This is a genomic window from Pseudoalteromonas phenolica, assembly GCF_001444405.1.
GTDB lineage: Bacteria > Pseudomonadota > Gammaproteobacteria > Enterobacterales > Alteromonadaceae > Pseudoalteromonas > Pseudoalteromonas phenolica.
The window spans coordinates 3,484,654-3,499,856 of record NZ_CP013187.1 but is presented as its reverse complement, the minus strand read 5'-3'; the positions used below and the strand labels follow the sequence as shown (position 1 = coordinate 3,499,856).

General features: G+C 42.0%; 11 protein-coding genes. 2 read left to right on the top strand and 9 right to left on the bottom strand.

Translation table 11 applies throughout. The annotated features are described in order from the left end of the window. Nucleotides 1–6 precede the first annotated feature (6 nt). Nucleotides 7–1,245: a cysteine desulfurase-like protein gene (locus PP2015_RS15725; RefSeq protein WP_058031206.1), complete on the top strand. Its 1,239-nt coding sequence runs from the start codon at nucleotides 7–9 to the stop codon at nucleotides 1,243–1,245. A gap of 25 nt (nucleotides 1,246–1,270) precedes the next feature. Here PP2015_RS15725 and PP2015_RS15720 read toward each other — a convergent pair whose 3' ends face one another. The 5 genes from PP2015_RS15720 to glnA form a co-directional block, all read right to left on the bottom strand. Beyond that, nucleotides 1,271–1,729, bottom strand: a complete 459-nt coding sequence (locus PP2015_RS15720; RefSeq protein WP_058031205.1) for a cyclic nucleotide-binding domain-containing protein — start codon at nucleotides 1,727–1,729, stop codon at nucleotides 1,271–1,273. Nucleotides 1,730–1,749: 20 nt separating this feature from the next. Further along, the gene (gene ntrC / locus PP2015_RS15715) at nucleotides 1,750–3,150 is read right to left on the bottom strand and encodes a nitrogen regulation protein NR(I) (RefSeq protein WP_058031204.1); all 1,401 of its coding nucleotides are present in this window, start codon (nucleotides 3,148–3,150) and stop codon (nucleotides 1,750–1,752) included. Next, nucleotides 3,147–4,229, bottom strand: a complete 1,083-nt coding sequence (gene glnL, locus PP2015_RS15710) for a nitrogen regulation protein NR(II) (RefSeq protein ID WP_058031203.1) — start codon at nucleotides 4,227–4,229, stop codon at nucleotides 3,147–3,149. The genes ntrC and glnL overlap by 4 nt, the downstream gene beginning before the upstream one ends. Before the next feature lie 68 nt (nucleotides 4,230–4,297). Continuing rightward, nucleotides 4,298–4,807 (bottom strand): DUF4124 domain-containing protein, encoded by a 510-nt coding sequence (locus PP2015_RS15705; protein WP_058031202.1) that lies wholly within the window; start codon nucleotides 4,805–4,807, stop codon nucleotides 4,298–4,300. A gap of 204 nt (nucleotides 4,808–5,011) precedes the next feature. After that, nucleotides 5,012–6,418, bottom strand: a complete 1,407-nt coding sequence (gene glnA / locus PP2015_RS15700) for a glutamate--ammonia ligase (protein WP_058031201.1) — start codon at nucleotides 6,416–6,418, stop codon at nucleotides 5,012–5,014. Nucleotides 6,419–6,985: 567 nt separating this feature from the next. On the opposite strand from glnA, the gene typA reads away from it, so the two are divergent. Further along, a complete protein-coding gene (gene typA / locus PP2015_RS15695) occupies nucleotides 6,986–8,809 on the top strand; it encodes a translational GTPase TypA (protein ID WP_058031200.1) in 1,824 nt (607 codons plus the stop codon). A 104-nt stretch (nucleotides 8,810–8,913) separates the two neighbouring features. Here the strand turns inward: typA and PP2015_RS15690 are convergent, their stop codons facing one another. The 4 genes from PP2015_RS15690 to uvrD are packed head-to-tail and all read right to left on the bottom strand — an operon-like array spanning nucleotide 8,914 to nucleotide 15,099. Then, nucleotides 8,914–9,762, bottom strand: coding sequence for a CZB domain-containing protein (locus PP2015_RS15690; protein WP_058031199.1), 849 nt, complete (start codon nucleotides 9,760–9,762; stop codon nucleotides 8,914–8,916). 43 nt (nucleotides 9,763–9,805) lie between these two features. Beyond that, a complete protein-coding gene (locus PP2015_RS15685; RefSeq protein ID WP_058031198.1) occupies nucleotides 9,806–10,906 on the bottom strand; it encodes an ABC transporter substrate-binding protein in 1,101 nt (366 codons plus the stop codon). Beyond that, entirely contained in the window at nucleotides 10,893–12,956 is a 2,064-nt protein-coding gene (locus PP2015_RS15680) for a tRNA(Met) cytidine acetyltransferase TmcA domain-containing protein (protein ID WP_169792729.1), read from the bottom strand. Before PP2015_RS15680 ends, PP2015_RS15685 begins: the two co-directional genes overlap by 14 nt. Next, entirely contained in the window at nucleotides 12,934–15,099 is a 2,166-nt protein-coding gene (gene uvrD, locus PP2015_RS15675; protein ID WP_058031196.1) for a DNA helicase II, read from the bottom strand. Before uvrD ends, PP2015_RS15680 begins: the two co-directional genes overlap by 23 nt. Nucleotides 15,100–15,203: the final 104 nt, after the last annotated feature.

The following is a 15,203-nucleotide window of genomic DNA, read 5'->3' as shown; positions in this document are numbered from 1 at the left end:
GCTAGGATGGAACTACAAAAATTGCGTCGTCAGTTCCCTGCACTTATGCAGCAGGTGAGTGGTCAATCTCCTATTTTCCTTGATGGTCCGGGTGGCTCGCAAGTACCTCAGTCAGTGTTGAGTGCGATGTCGGCTTATTTGGGTTACTACAACTCAAATTTAGGTGGTGCATTCTTCTCAAGCGATAAAACTGTCAGTTTAATGGACAATGCGCGTCAAGCAGTTGCTGATTTATTAAATGCGCCTAGCAAAGAGCAAATCGTGTTTGGCGCGAACATGACGAGTCTAACATTTAGCTTTAGCCGTGCGATATCACGTGACTGGCAAGCGGGTGATGAGGTGATTGTGACCAATGCCGATCACTTCTCAAATGTGTCTTCTTGGCGTCAGGCTGCTGAAGATAAAGGCGCACTTGTACATGCTGTAAAAATCAATGAAGCGGATTGCACTCTAGATTTAGCACACTACAAGTCATTGTTAAATGACAAGACTAAGCTAGTTGCAGTGACTTATGCGTCGAACACCACGGGTTCTATTAACGATATTAAACAGATCGTTGAACTTGCGCACCAAGTTGGTGCATTGGTGTATGTAGATGCGGTTCACTACGCGCCTCATGAGCTTATCGATGTACAAGCTCTTAATTGTGATTTCTTAGCTTGCTCGGCTTACAAGTTCTTTGGCCCACACGTAGGGATTGTTTATGGTAAGCGTGAACATTTAGAAAGTTTTACGCCATACAAAGTAGAACCAGCAAAAGACGTGATCCCAGGTCGTTGGGAAACTGGTACTCAGAGCTTTGAAGGTTTGGCGGGTTTGATTGCCGCGATTGACTACATAGCTAGTCTAAGTGACCTACCAGAAAGCACGCCACGTCGTGAGCGTTTAGCACAGGCGTTTGCTCATACTAAAGAACATGAAATGGCATTAAGTGCGTACTTCTTAAAGCGTCTTGCTGATTTTCCTCAGATCCGTTTATACGGTATCGAAGATGAATCTCGTCTTGCTGAGCGTACACCAACTTTTGCTTTAACATTTGAAGGCTTAGCACCGCGTGAAGTGTCTGCGTTCTTAGGTAAGCAACATATGTGCGTGTGGGATGGTAACTTCTATGCGCAAGGCTTATGTGAGCAGCTTGGTGTAATGGATAAAGGGGGTGTTGTTCGTATTGGTTGTATGCACTACAACACCATTGAAGAGCTAGAAAAATTATTCAGTGTGTTTGAAGCGCTGTTAGCAAACTAACTTGTTCTATGTAGGCGTTATACGCCTACATACTTTCCTCAATATAACTATTTAGCTTTGCAATTCGCTGACCCATTCCTTCAATTATTTTATCTTTAATTTTTTCTCTGATCACACTTGGTAAGCGAGTTAATGCTTCTGGTGTTATAGTCAGTAAAATACTGTCACTTAGCGCTTTGGCATTGGTACTGTGTTCACGTTTACAAATAAATGCGCCTTCGCCAATAAATTCACCCGGACCGACCTTGCCGAGCTGACTGAGTTCTTCTTTTTTAAATATAGCGAGCTCACCACTTAGAATAATAAACAAACGGTTATCTTTTTCGAAACGTCTGAACGCATGTTTGTCTTTTTGAACGAGATATAAATGACTGAAGGATTCAAGTAATACTTGTCTTTCAGCTAAGGTGAAGTCACTAAAAAAAGGCAGGCGATTGATTATTTCTAGCTGTTTAATCAGCGGTACATGTTCTAGTAACTTCATAGATAATATTCAGAATAGTTTTAACTATCCTGAATATTGCGCTCTTTTAGTTTTCGGGTCAATGTATTGCGGCCCCAACCTATACGAAGTGCAGCATCTTGTTTATGACCGTGGCAGGCATTTAAAGCGGTTTTGATCAGGCGGGTTTCAAGTTGCGCTTGTACTGCTGGCCAAATATTCTCTTTGCCATTTTTAAGCTCTTGGTTTAGCCAAACTTGAAAGGCATCGAGCCAATCGCCTTGCGCTTCGGGTTGTACTTGCGTGTGCTGTAACTCGTCGGGTAAGTCGATATCACCAACTAGTTCGCCAGGTGCCATGACAGTTAACCAGCGGCAGGTATTTTCTAATTGACGCACATTTCCCGGCCAATGATACAACTGCATGGTTTTAATCGCTTCAGCGGAAAGTGTTTTACTTTCGACTTGCAATTCTTTCGCGCTTTTTGCTAAAAAGTGTACGGCTAAACGTTCGATATCTTCAGGACGTTCTCGCAGGGCGGGTATCTTTAAACGCACTACATTTAGGCGGTGGAATAAATCTTCACGGAATTTACCTTTTTGTACTAAGGTTTCAAGATCTTGGTGTGTCGCCGCGATAATTCGCACATCAACTTTAATGCTTTGATGTCCACCGACTCGGTAAAACTCACCATCAGCCAGTACACGTAGCAAGCGGGTTTGTACATCGAGTGGCATATCACCGATTTCATCTAGGAATAGGGTGCCTCCATCGGCTTGCTCAAAGCGACCGCGGCGTATGCTATCAGCGCCGGTGAATGCCCCTTTTTCATGGCCAAACAATTCTGATTCGACGAGATCTTTTGGGATAGCGGCCATGTTTAATGCAATGAATGTGTTGTCTTTACGGGGGCTATGGTTGTGTAATGCGCCAGCGACGAGCTCTTTACCTGTGCCTGATTCCCCATTGATCAATACACTCATGCTTGATGCTGAAAGCTTACCAATTGCACGAAACACTTCCTGCATTGCTGGTGCTTCACCAATAATATCAGGGCTGTTTTGAGGTGTGTTGGGTTGCGCTTTTGTTTTGCGGTTTTGTTGCTGAGTTTCATAAGCACGCTCAACCAATTTAGTCGCTTCATTCAAATCGAAGGGCTTGGCAAGATACTCAAATGCACCTTTTTGAAACGCATTCACTGCCGAATCTAAGTCTGAATGTGCAGTCATAATGATCACAGGCAGGTTCGGGTGTTGGCTATGAATTTGCTCAAGTAGGGCCATACCATCGATACCTGGCATACGAACATCTGACACGAGTACTGCCGGCTGACTATATTCCAGCGCAGTCAATACATCTTGGCCATTAGTAAAGCTCTCTGCTGCAAAACCTGCTCGAGATAAGGCTTTGTCTAAAACGAATCGAATTGATGCATCATCGTCAACTAACCAGACTGATTTCATTCGTTATTCCCCGATGGTTGTGATGTAAATGGCAAATATATATTGAACTCGGTATGACCCGGCCAACTATCACATTCAATACTGCCACCATGTTGTTCAATCAGTGTTTGTGCTATGGAGAGCCCCAGACCTGAACCACCTTCCTTATTCGTGACCATTGGGTAGAATAGGGTGTCTTTAAGTTGCTCGTCTATACCCGGGCCATTGTCGCTAATTTGGATAAGCAGTGCTTTTTTTACGACATGATCCCCTTGACGAACACGGTGTCTAAACCGGGTTTTTAAGGTTATCTCTCCACCTTGTTTAAGCGCTTGCTGTGCATTGCGAACAATATTTAAAATGACCTGTTGTATCTTCGATTGGTCAATGACCACATCAGGAATACTTGGATCATAATCTTTCTTTAAACCAATGTGATGACCATTTTCAAAGCTACATAGTTTAACTACTGATTCTAAAAGTTGGTGGATATTACACGATGTTTTATTAGGGAGTTGATTAGGTCCTAATAGCTTATCTACCAATTCAGTTAATCTATCAGCTTGTTCGATTATAAGCTGTGCACATTGCTCACGCTCTTGCTGGCAAGTCTCATACTGCAATAATTGCGCCGCTCCACGAATTCCGCCGAGTGGATTTTTTATTTCATGAGCAAGACCTCGAATCAGAGTGCGGGCTGCATGGTATTGATGCATTTGTTTTGAGGCTTGATCAAATTTTACTTCATCATCAATTTTACGACATTCGAGTAAAATATAAGCTTGGCCTTGGTGTACTATTTTACGGCTATAAATGTTCAGTGTGGCAGAACGGTTGTCTATGAAGACCACGTCTACTCTATGTTGTTGGCAATCAACGCCCTCTTCTAGAACATATTGAGAAAGTTTTTCGAGGTCTATATTGTGATGATTAAAAATACTTAGAAGTGGTTGTTTTAGTAATCGCTTTAACCCTAAACCAAATAACTCACTGCATGAATTATTGGCAAATTGTATGGTGTAAGCATCGTCAATGACTAAGATGCAGGTTGATAGATTTTGCCAAACATCATCGGCAAAAGATGTTAAAGAGTGTGCCATAGTGGATCAGCTTTCATTGTTATGCACCAATTTGGTGCGTTTTATCATACGCCCACTTAAAGTTGGTATCAACGGTTGCCAACTCGAGCTTTATGTAGAAAAAATATGCTCTCTTGGCTCGTCGCCACTTTTTTACCTTGGGGGTTAAAAACTGCCATTTGTATTTTATGCTCGCCACGAGAAAGTGCTTTTAGAACAAATGAGGTTGAAGATTGTCTTTCTCCAGTCGCGGTACCGTTATGGAAAAGCTGAACAGTGAAGCCTCTTTGAAAACTGGGCATGACTTGACCAGTTACGTACACGGTTCCCGTATTTTCACGGATAGTTTGCTCGTGACTCGGTGAGGTGATATTGGCTTGATATGAAATTGTTTTTTTAGTGTTATTGGCGTTTAAATGTTCGGTGTTGATACTGGGCATAACCAAAGGCTTGTTCAACTTGACTTGCTGTGCCCCTTTTTTTGGCGTATCGGAATATACCCAATTACCATTTTTGTCTTTCCAGCGATAGATCTTTGCCTCATTAGGTAATGCCGTTAGCATTAATAGGAAACATAAACTTTTTATTGTCCATTTCATTTCATTGCCCTAATTATTATCACACATCGCAATTAATACTTTAGTTGTTTATGAACCGCTTTACCATAAAAAAGCCCGCTTTCGCGGGCTTGAGAACACATATGATTTAGGTGCGTGTCAGTTACACGCTGAAGCACATTTCGAACTCGTCACTTATAGTATGAGTCGTCATGTCTTTTAGAATTTAACTGCTTAAATTAGCAATTAAACGCTGTAGTACATTTCGAACTCAACCGGGTGAGTCGTCATGTTCAGTTTTTCCACTTCTTGTGACTTAAGCTTGATGTAAGCATCGATTAAGTCATCAGTGAATACACCACCTTGAATAAGGAATTCACGGTCAGCATCAAGTGCTGAAAGCGCTTCTTCTAGTGAAGCTGCAACTGTTGGAATTTCAGCCGCCTCTTCAGCAGGTAGGTCATATAAATCTTTGTCCATTGCATCGCCAGGGTGGATCTTGTTCTTGATACCGTCAAGACCAGCCATAAGCATTGCCGAGAACGCTAGGTAAGGGTTTGCTGTTGGATCTGGGAAGCGTACTTCGATACGACGTGCTTTCTCAGAAGGAACAACTGGAATACGGATTGATGCAGAGCGGTTACGTGCAGAGTATGCAAGCATTACCGGTGCTTCGAAGCCAGGTACTAAACGCTTGTAAGAGTTAGTTGACGCGTTAGCGAATGCGTTGATTGCTTTAGCGTGCTTGATGATACCACCGATGTAGTATAGTGCTTCTTCAGAAAGACCGCCGTACTTGTCACCAGCGAAGATGTTCTGGCCATCTTTACCAAGTGATTGGTGACAGTGCATGCCTGAACCGTTATCGCCTACAATTGGCTTAGGCATGAATGTTGCCGTTTTACCATATAGGTGCGCCATGTTGTGAATAACGTATTTCATTTCTTGAATTTCGTCAGCCTTCAATACCATTGTATTGAAGCGAGTCGCGATTTCGTTTTGACCCGCTGTAGCTACTTCGTGGTGGTGTGCTTCAACAACTTGGCCTAGCTCTTCTAGAACTAAACATGTTGCAGAACGCCAATCTTGTGAAGAATCAACAGGTGCTACTGGGAAGTAACCGCCTTTAACGCCTGGACGGTGACCCGTGTTACCACCTTCGTAATCTTTGTCAGAGTTCCAACATGCTTCTTGAGCATCAATTTTGTACATAGAACCAGACATGTCAGTTTTGTACTTAACATCGTCAAATAGGAAGAACTCTGGCTCAGGACCGAATAGCACAGTGTCTGCAATACCAGTTGAACGCATGTACTCTTCTGCGCGTTTAGCAACAGAACGTGGGTCACGCTCGTAACCTTGAAGTGTTGATGGCTCAACAACATCACAACGTACGATGAGTGTTGTTTCTTCTGCAAATGGGTCTAACTTTGCAGAGTCAGCATCTGGCATTAGCACCATGTCTGATTCGTTGATGCCTTTCCAACCAGCGATTGAAGAACCATCAAACATTTTACCATCTTCAAAGAAATCTTCGTCAGCTTGGTGATGAGGAATAGAAACGTGTTGTTCTTTACCTTTAGTGTCAGTGAAACGTAGGTCAACAAACTTAACGTCGTTTTCCTTGATAAATTGTAAAACTGTATGAGACATGTGTGTCCTCCAAAACTCGTTGGGTTAGTTATTTTGCTATAACTTTCGTTATTACTGCGCAGCTATAAGCGGGTATTGTGCCATTTTTTTATCTAAATGAATTTAAAGGTTTTTTGTATATTTTGATTTGCAATGCACCTTTCTGGTGCACCAATATGATCCGCAAATGCACGGTAATGGTGCGTCAACAGTATAGTGCATGATGATTTTTTGCCCAGTTTTTATTTGCAAAATGCTTAGCTCAACAACTTATCACTTTATGCGATTCACACAGAGTGAGTGGTTTGTCATGTAAATAACATTTATTACGGGTATTTTGATGAGATTACAGTATTAGAGCAGTTGCTTTGATGGCGTACTTAATTTGATCTCCTATACTGAATTGACCTTTTATTCGTCGAATAGTGACGTCAGTTGAAAAAATAATGCTGCATAAACTTTCATCTATGGCGTTATTAGGGGATAATACGCCCCTTTTAAATTCTAGCGGTCACTTTTGCGGCTGTTTTACACAATTTTGTGTATAGGATTAACCCACTCTTTCGAGTAATTATCTGAGTTATAGACATGAGCATTGAAAAACTACGTAATATTGCGATTATCGCGCACGTTGACCACGGTAAAACAACCCTAGTTGATAAACTACTTGAGCAATCAGGTACGTTAGAAACACGCGGCGGTAATGAAGAACGTGTAATGGATTCAAATGATATCGAGAAAGAACGCGGTATTACAATCCTAGCTAAAAACACAGCGATTGAATGGAATGATTACCACATCAACATCGTAGATACTCCGGGACACGCTGACTTCGGTGGTGAAGTAGAACGTGTTCTTTCAATGGTTGACTCAGTATTACTACTTGTTGATGCGCAAGAAGGTCCAATGCCGCAAACGCGTTTCGTAACGCAAAAAGCATTCGCACTAGGTCTTAAGCCAATCGTTGTTATCAACAAAATCGACAAGCCAGGCGCACGTCCTGATTGGGTAATGGACCAAGTATTCGACCTATTCGATAATTTAGGTGCAACTGACGAACAACTTGATTTCCAAGTTATCTACGCTTCAGCAATTAACGGTTGGGCAACGCTTGACCTAGACGAGCCTTCAGACAACATGCAACCAATGTTTGAAGCGATCGTTGAGCAAGTAGAAAAGCCAGATGCAGATCCTGCAGGCGCATTCCAAATGCAGATTTCACAGCTAGACTACAACTCATACATCGGTGTAATCGGTGTTGGTCGTATCAAGCGTGGTACTGTTAAAGTAAACCAACAAGTAACAATTGTTGGTGCTGACGGTTCTACTCGCAACGGTAAAGTTGGCCAAGTACTGACTTACTTAGGTCTTGACCGTCACGAAGCGCAAGAAGCGCAAGCAGGCGACATCATTGCAATTACTGGTCTAGGCGAACTTAAGATCTCTGATACTGTATGTGATGTAAACGCTGTTGAAGCACTTCCTGCGCTTTCTGTTGATGAGCCGACAGTAACAATGACGTTCTCTGTAAATACGTCTCCGTTCTCTGGCCAAGAAGGTAAATTCGTAACTTCACGTAATATCCTTGAGCGTCTTCAAGCTGAGCTTGTTCACAACGTAGCACTACGTGTTGAAGAGACAGACAACCCAGATAGCTTCCGTGTTTCAGGTCGTGGTGAACTTCACTTAGGTATCTTAATTGAAAACATGCGTCGTGAAGGTTACGAGCTTGCAGTATCTCGTCCAGAAGTAATCCTTCGTGAAGTAGATGGTCAATTAGAAGAACCGTACGAAACAGTAACAGTTGACGTTGAAGAAGAGCACCAAGGTTCTATCATGGAACAACTTGGTCTTCGTAAAGCAGAAATGACTGACATGGCACCAGATGGCAAAGGTCGTATCCGTATGGACTTCATGATGCCTTCACGTGGTCTAATCGGTTTCCAAACTGATTTCATGACACTAACATCTGGTTCTGGTCTTATGTACCATACGTTCGATCACTACGGCCCACATAAAGGCGGTAACATTGGTCAACGTAAGAACGGTGTACTTATCGCAAACGCGGCAGGTAAAGCACTGACTAACGCACTATTCAACCTTCAAGACCGTGGTAAGCTATTCATCGGTCATGGTGTTGAAGTATACGAAGGTATGATCATCGGTATTCACGCGCGTGATAACGACCTAACTGTAAACGCGCTTAAAGGCAAGCAGCTTACAAACGTACGTGCATCTGGTACTGACGAAGCGCAAAACCTTGTGCCACCAATCGTTATGACACTAGAGCAAGCTCTTGAGTTCATCGATGATGACGAGCTAGTAGAAGTTACACCTGAAAGCATCCGTATCCGTAAGAAGCTACTTACTGAAAGCGAGCGTAAGCGCGCGAGCCGTGAAGCTAAGAAGTAATCTTTTACGAGATGTAAAAAAACCGCTCAACTGAGCGGTTTTTTTGTCGCTATCAAAAACAAATTTGAATAAGTATGGCCTTGTGAGCCTGAACGGTTAGGTGCTTAGAATAAGCCATAGCTTTCTGTTTCTTCTGGCTCATAATTTTGTAGGTGTTCAGGTCTGAAAATTGCGCTAGGGTCAATCAACACACTATGCGTATCATCACGTTTGATTAAGCCCTTCATCATTTGCTTAGTTTGTGGGTCGATATCAAAACCAATATTAGTGATCTCGTTGAGCGGTTTGATTTCACTTTCATCACAGTGAATATTGTCTTGTACTTGATCTACCAGCAAACCAATATGTGGCTTTTGTCCATCTAGTGTTGTGAAAACAATGATAGGTTTATGATCCAGTGTTATTTGATCTCTGGCTGATTCAAATAATCGGATCAGTTTTTGATATGTTGTTGTTCGCTCTTTTTCGAGCATTTTTACTGCTTGCTCTTTTTCGCCTTTTGCACACATATCTAGTAACGTACTAGAAAGGTTGTGTAACTTCGTATGTGGTTCTTCAAATCTAGCTAGCAGAGCTTTTAAGTCTTCATTGTCAGTCTTGAAGCTGTAAAACCACTTACCAAATTCACATTGCCGAGGATCTCTTGCTTTTGTGAATGCAACGCCCTCATGAATGCTATGTTCGAGTGCGGATAACCATGATTTGTGATCTTGTTCACGGTCATGAAGTAATTGCACTAGAGCTTGGTTAACCTCTGAGGAAGATTGGTTGTTCAAGATTAAACCAAGGTCAAAGATTGGCGTTGGTGAACCCATGTAATCTTTAACCCCTAAAAAACTAGGATTACCATTTGGCAGTGAGGTTAGGTTTCCTTCATAGCGCTCGGTCAGCAATATATCTAATATCTTTAAAGAAATTGTTTTTTGCCCAACACGAAAGTTGATTAAATCCATGTCTGCCTCATTAAACTTATAAGTATGCCTAATGATAGATCAATTATGTGTGATATGAACGGAAAATTGGTAATTTCTTTTGAGTGGGTGAAATCTTAAATAAGTGGCGTAATTCAAGATCTTGGTTTATGACATTCTGCAGTGCTTTCAGTACACAATTATTATTAAAGGGTAATGGACACATTTTAGCTGCGCGACTGAATACTAAAGCATTTAGGTAGCCCTCAAAAATAGCATGAGTTAATGGTTGTGATTGGGCATTCAATAGGGCTCTAAAGTTATCGCAAATATTACCTTTGCATGAAGCAGGGTTGGGTACAACTTCAGTGATCATTAGCTGGCTGGGATGTGAAAGCTTGCTTAATAAGCCTTCACTTGAAGCAAAAGACACAGTGGTAAATGCTAACTGCTTTTTGTGTTGTTGAGAAAGGCGAATAAATTCAGCTAGTGGCTCGTATGTGCCCACCATCGCAACAGCTGTCGCTTCACTTTGAAGAATTTGATTAAGTGCTTTTTCAACCTCATTCGTATTTCTTCTAAAACGACCAATAGCTTGTGGTGCTAGACCTTTCATTCTTAATGCAGTCGTGAGGCTTTTTTGTAACGTGATACCAAATTCATCGGCTTGAATGAGTAATGCTATTTTTGAGTGCCCTAATTCATCGACCAAGTGATTGATTTGTTCTTTGGCCTCATCAAGATAACTGGCTCTTAAATTAAAGACTTTAAATTTTGGTTTTTTTCTTAAGAATTCTGCACCTGTGTATGGCATGAGCAAAGGGGTTTGGGCATGCTCTAGCATGGACTTAACGGCAGAAGTCGTTGGGGTGCCCATATATCCAAATAAAGCATGTACTTTTTTTTCGTAGATAAAATATCGTGTGTTATTAACGGTATGACTGGGCTCATAGCGATCATCTTTTACATCTAGCTCAACCAGGGCACCATGAACTCCGCCGTTTTTATTGAGTTGTTCAAAATATATTTGAGAACCCAGAGCAAGTTGTCTTCCTATCTCACTGGCAGGTCCACTTAGCGCAACAGACATGCCCAGCTTTATATTAAATTGTGTGGGGGCAGCAAGCAGTTTATCTGCCCAAAATAGACAAAAGATAAGCAATATTGATGGCTTAAATTTGGGCATAAATTTCTGCAACTAAACTAAGTAATTTTTGATTTAAATGTTTTTTTGATTGTAGACCCAGTTCATCTCGAACTAGGTCTTTTTCATTACCTTGTAATATTAGCCTAATTAATAGCCGTTGGGAAATAGTCGAAAGGTGGCATAACAACCATGGGTGTTCCAATGCAATGTGCCATATATGAGCGAGTCCATGTTCAATGTGGGCAGGCTGCTCGAGAAGATTACTTAATCGCTTTTTTTGTGAGGCATTGATTTGTGCTTTATTGCTTGAATATAAAATGCGAGCAACTAGCTGATCAGGAAGCGCTTTGAAATGTGTCAGTAATTGATAAGTCAATTGCTGAGAAAAGTGCACTCGCAACTGATGCATCTCTTCAGACAGACTTTTATTACTTTTTAATACAATCGCTGAATACTCGCCGCTGGCTTTGTCTTGTTTAAAGCCTAACTTAACAATTTGATAATTGTTGTCTTGCCAAAACTTCAATAGCTGTGCGTTGCAGCCAAAGCTACTGCCAAAGTAGTCGACCTCATCTTGGAGTTGCAACTCGGAGTAATTCAATAACTGCTGACCCAGCTTTTGGCTTTGAAAATCAGGTGCGATTGCTATTCTGACAACTCTAGCGGCTCTATGATTCAAAAATGTATCTTGCTGCAGTAAGTGATAAAGCTGCTGAGGTAGCAAGTGCCCTTTTGGTCGCCTATTTTGTTGAGCAATCATTGCGACACTATCTTTATTTAAGCCGCCTTCAATGCTTACCAGACAAATGCCAAGCAAATGATTTTGCTGTTTGATTGCGAACAATTTGTTATTAGGTTGGTCAAGCAGTTGTCTTAAGTCGTTGACACTCGTTTGGTAGTGAGCAAGTACCAATAATGAAAACGCTTGTTTTAGTAGGTGTTCATCTTGGAGTAAATCTTCGGGCGAAATATGAGTAAACTCAAATTGTTCTAGCTGTTTTGGTGCTTTAAATTCAGCATCGAGCGCGAATAGTTTGTTTATACTGTTTTCTAACGGGTCTCCCAGCTCATATCTAATAGGCGCATTGAGTGCTAATTGCTGATAGGTGGGGGAGTACTGTGCTAAATAACGTTTAAACCTTAATGTGTAACCTCTACCGTTACCTTCATAACCGACTAAGGTTGATGTAAATACACAGCGTTTGTACTTCTCAGCTATTTTAATGAGGGTTGGTACAGGTAAAGCTGCCGCTTCATCAACAAGAACTATTTCATCGCTGATACTTTCTTGAAGTAGTTTATCAGGTGGACAAAAGCGTAAGTTAGACAATGTTTTTTCATTACCTGAATACTCAATATCGAGCGCTTTTGCCAAATGCTTAAAGCTACTTTTTACCGCTTGATATTGCCGTGCACATATCACGAATGATTGTCTAGGCATTTTGCTCGCTAATAACCCTAAAGCAGATGATTTTCCTCTGCCTCTATCAGCTGTAAGCAAAACATATTGCTGAGAGTCTGTAAGCAAAGTTACAAGCTGGTCGACAGTATTGCTTTGCTCTGTGAGTCGATGACTCAGTTCATCTGCAGCTTTTATATTTGGCAAGGTGAACTTTGAGTCATGAGTTTCAGAGACAATGGAGATATCGAGTTGAGAAAAAAGTGTCTGCCAGCGTTTTAAAAATAGACTTGTTGTGAGTATTTGACCATGATTTTGCCAGGTCTCTACTCCTTGGTCGCACCAAGCACTTAGTTGCTCCAGCTCAGGTAAGACTAACGCAAGGATGCCACCCGCCTTCACTGTACCGCTGAGTGCTGCGAGTTTATTAGGAATTATGCCGGAATAACCATCGTAGACAGCGATTTCAAACTCTTGCCCAAGTATTTGATGAAGATGCTCTGGCCATTGTGCTTGGGTAAAAGCCGATTCCTTTGACAGTGTTAAAAAAGAAGTTGTCTTGCTGGTGAGTTTATTCAACTCAGTGGCAGCCCATTTCTGAGAGCCGCAAAACAACACTAATTGACGGTGCTGATTATAAGTAAGGCGCTCAAATAGCGCCTCTATATTATATACTTTCGAGTCTTGCATAAGCGGTGACAAGCCATTTAGTACCCACATCGTCAAAGTTGACTTGAATACGTGATTGCGCGCCATTACCTTCATAATTTAATACGGTGCCAGCGCCAAATTTAGCGTGTAATACCCGTTGCCCAAGGTTGTAGCCACTCTCTTCAAAGGTCGCTAAAGTAATAGTGTTACTAAATCTGCCAGTACTCGTCGGGCGCGAAACTTGTGTTTTAATGCGAATTTCTTCTACACAATCTTCTGGGATTTCACGTAAGAAGCGCGAAGGACTATGGTGCTTTTCTTGTCCATACAAGCGACGACTTTCAGCATGACTAATATAAAGTTTATCCATTGCTCGGGTCATACCGACATAACATAAGCGGCGCTCTTCTTCTAAGCGACCCGACTCTTCATGGCTTTGCTGTGAAGGGAACATGCCTTCTTCTACACCAACCATAAATACAAGTGGGAATTCTAGACCTTTTGCCGAGTGCAAGGTCATCATTTGCACCGCATCTTCATGTTCATCAGCTTGGCCTTCACCAGCTTCGAGTGATGTGTAGGCTAAAAAGCCTTGTAGTGGTGAACTAAAGTCTTCATCAATAGGCGGCTCGTATTGACCACAGGCACTGATCAATTCTTCTAAGTTTTCTACTCGAGCACGACCTTTTTCGCCTTTTTCGGCTTGGTACATTGCCATTAGGCCAGATACTTCAATGGTTTGTTTGGCTTGTTCGCTCAATTCTAGCTCATCAATTTTATCGCTGAGATGCTCGATAAGTTCAACAAACTTAGTGACTGCAGTTGAAGCTCTACCAGCTAAATGCTTTTGTTCTAGAATCGCTTTTGCGGCGTACCACAATGGCATTGATTCATTTCGTGCACAGTCACGGATATGGCTCAAGGTTTTGTCACCAATACCACGGGCTGGGGTATTAATAACTCGCTCAAATGCGGCATCATCCTGACGGTTGCAGATCAGGCGTAAGTAACATAAAGCATCTTTGATCTCTTGGCGCTCGAAGAAGCGCATACCGCCGTAAATACGGTATTTCAAGCCTTCTTGTAACATGGCCTCTTCAAGAATACGTGACTGGGCGTTGTTACGATAAAGAATGGCGCAATCTTGTAGCGCATTACCTCCATTCAGCCAAGTTTTGATTTTACCTACTACAAAACGGGCTTCATCTAATTCATTAAAGGCGGCATAAATCGAAATTGGTTCGCCTTGGTTGCCATCGGTCCAAAGACTTTTACCCATTCGTTCGGCGTTGTTTTCAATCAGTGCGTTAGATGCTTTTAGAATGGTTGCTGTTGAACGATAATTTTGCTCTAGGCGGATTGTCTCTGCATCGAAGTCATCTAAAAAGCGTTTGATGTTTTCAATTTTAGCACCACGCCAGCCGTAAATACTTTGGTCATCATCGCCTACGATCATGATATTGCTGCCACCGCCAGCCAGCAGTTTTAGCCAACGATATTGAATGTTGTTGGTATCTTGGAATTCATCTACTAGCATATGGCGGAAACGTTGCTGATAGTGACGTAGTAATGTTGGCTGTTGTTGTAACAACTCAAAGCAGCGCAATAAGATTTCAGCAAAGTCGACCAAACCTGCTCTGTCACAGGCTTCTTGATAAGCCGTATAAACGCGCAACATGAGTTGTTCGTTCACATCATAAGCCTGAATATCTTTTGGACGTTGACCTTCATCTTTACGGGCGCTGATATACCAGGCGATTTGCTTTGGTGGCCATTTCTTTTCATCAATATTCATGGCTTTCAACAGACGGCGGATCATACGAACTTGGTCGTCAGTGTCTAAGATCTGAAATGCTTCAGGTAAGTTTGCTTCGCGGTGATGAGCGCGTAAAATTCGGTGAGATAAACCATGGAAAGTGCCGATCCACATGCCGCCGACAGGCGACTTAAGTGTTTCTTCAACACGGGTACGCATTTCTTTGGCAGCTTTATTGGTAAAGGTTACAGCAAAAATACTATAAGGAGAGGCGTGCTCTACCTGCATTAACCACGCAATACGATGAACAAGTACTCGCGTTTTACCTGAGCCTGCGCCAGCCAGCACCAGCATATTCTGCAAAGGAGCAGCTACAGCTTCGCGTTGTTTATCGTTTAAGCCGTCAATTAAATCAGAAACGTCCATTAGGTTACCTTGCCAAATCAGAATGGAGCAAAGTATACCTAGGCTAGCGCTTATTTCCCAGCTAGAGACTGGAAATTACAAACCCTTATAGTTTAAGTTTCTGA

What these genes read in the sequence shown, in the direction of transcription:
- typA (WP_058031200.1), top strand. Translation starts at nt 6,986, where the DNA reads ATGAGCATTGAAAAACTACGTAATATTGCGATTATCGCGCACGTTGAC.
- PP2015_RS15720 (WP_058031205.1), bottom strand. Translation starts at nt 1,729, where the DNA reads ATGAAGTTACTAGAACATGTACCGCTGATTAAACAGCTAGAAATAATC.
- glnA (WP_058031201.1), bottom strand. Translation starts at nt 6,418, where the DNA reads ATGTCTCATACAGTTTTACAATTTATCAAGGAAAACGACGTTAAGTTT.
- PP2015_RS15680 (WP_169792729.1), bottom strand. Translation starts at nt 12,956, where the DNA reads ATGCAAGACTCGAAAGTATATAATATAGAGGCGCTATTTGAGCGCCTT.
- PP2015_RS15725 (WP_058031206.1), top strand. Translation starts at nt 7, where the DNA reads ATGGAACTACAAAAATTGCGTCGTCAGTTCCCTGCACTTATGCAGCAG.
- PP2015_RS15690 (WP_058031199.1), bottom strand. Translation starts at nt 9,762, where the DNA reads ATGGATTTAATCAACTTTCGTGTTGGGCAAAAAACAATTTCTTTAAAG.
- uvrD (WP_058031196.1), bottom strand. Translation starts at nt 15,099, where the DNA reads ATGGACGTTTCTGATTTAATTGACGGCTTAAACGATAAACAACGCGAA.
- glnL (WP_058031203.1), bottom strand. Translation starts at nt 4,229, where the DNA reads ATGGCACACTCTTTAACATCTTTTGCCGATGATGTTTGGCAAAATCTA.
- ntrC (WP_058031204.1), bottom strand. Translation starts at nt 3,150, where the DNA reads ATGAAATCAGTCTGGTTAGTTGACGATGATGCATCAATTCGATTCGTT.
- PP2015_RS15685 (WP_058031198.1), bottom strand. Translation starts at nt 10,906, where the DNA reads ATGCCCAAATTTAAGCCATCAATATTGCTTATCTTTTGTCTATTTTGG.
- PP2015_RS15705 (WP_058031202.1), bottom strand. Translation starts at nt 4,807, where the DNA reads ATGAAATGGACAATAAAAAGTTTATGTTTCCTATTAATGCTAACGGCA.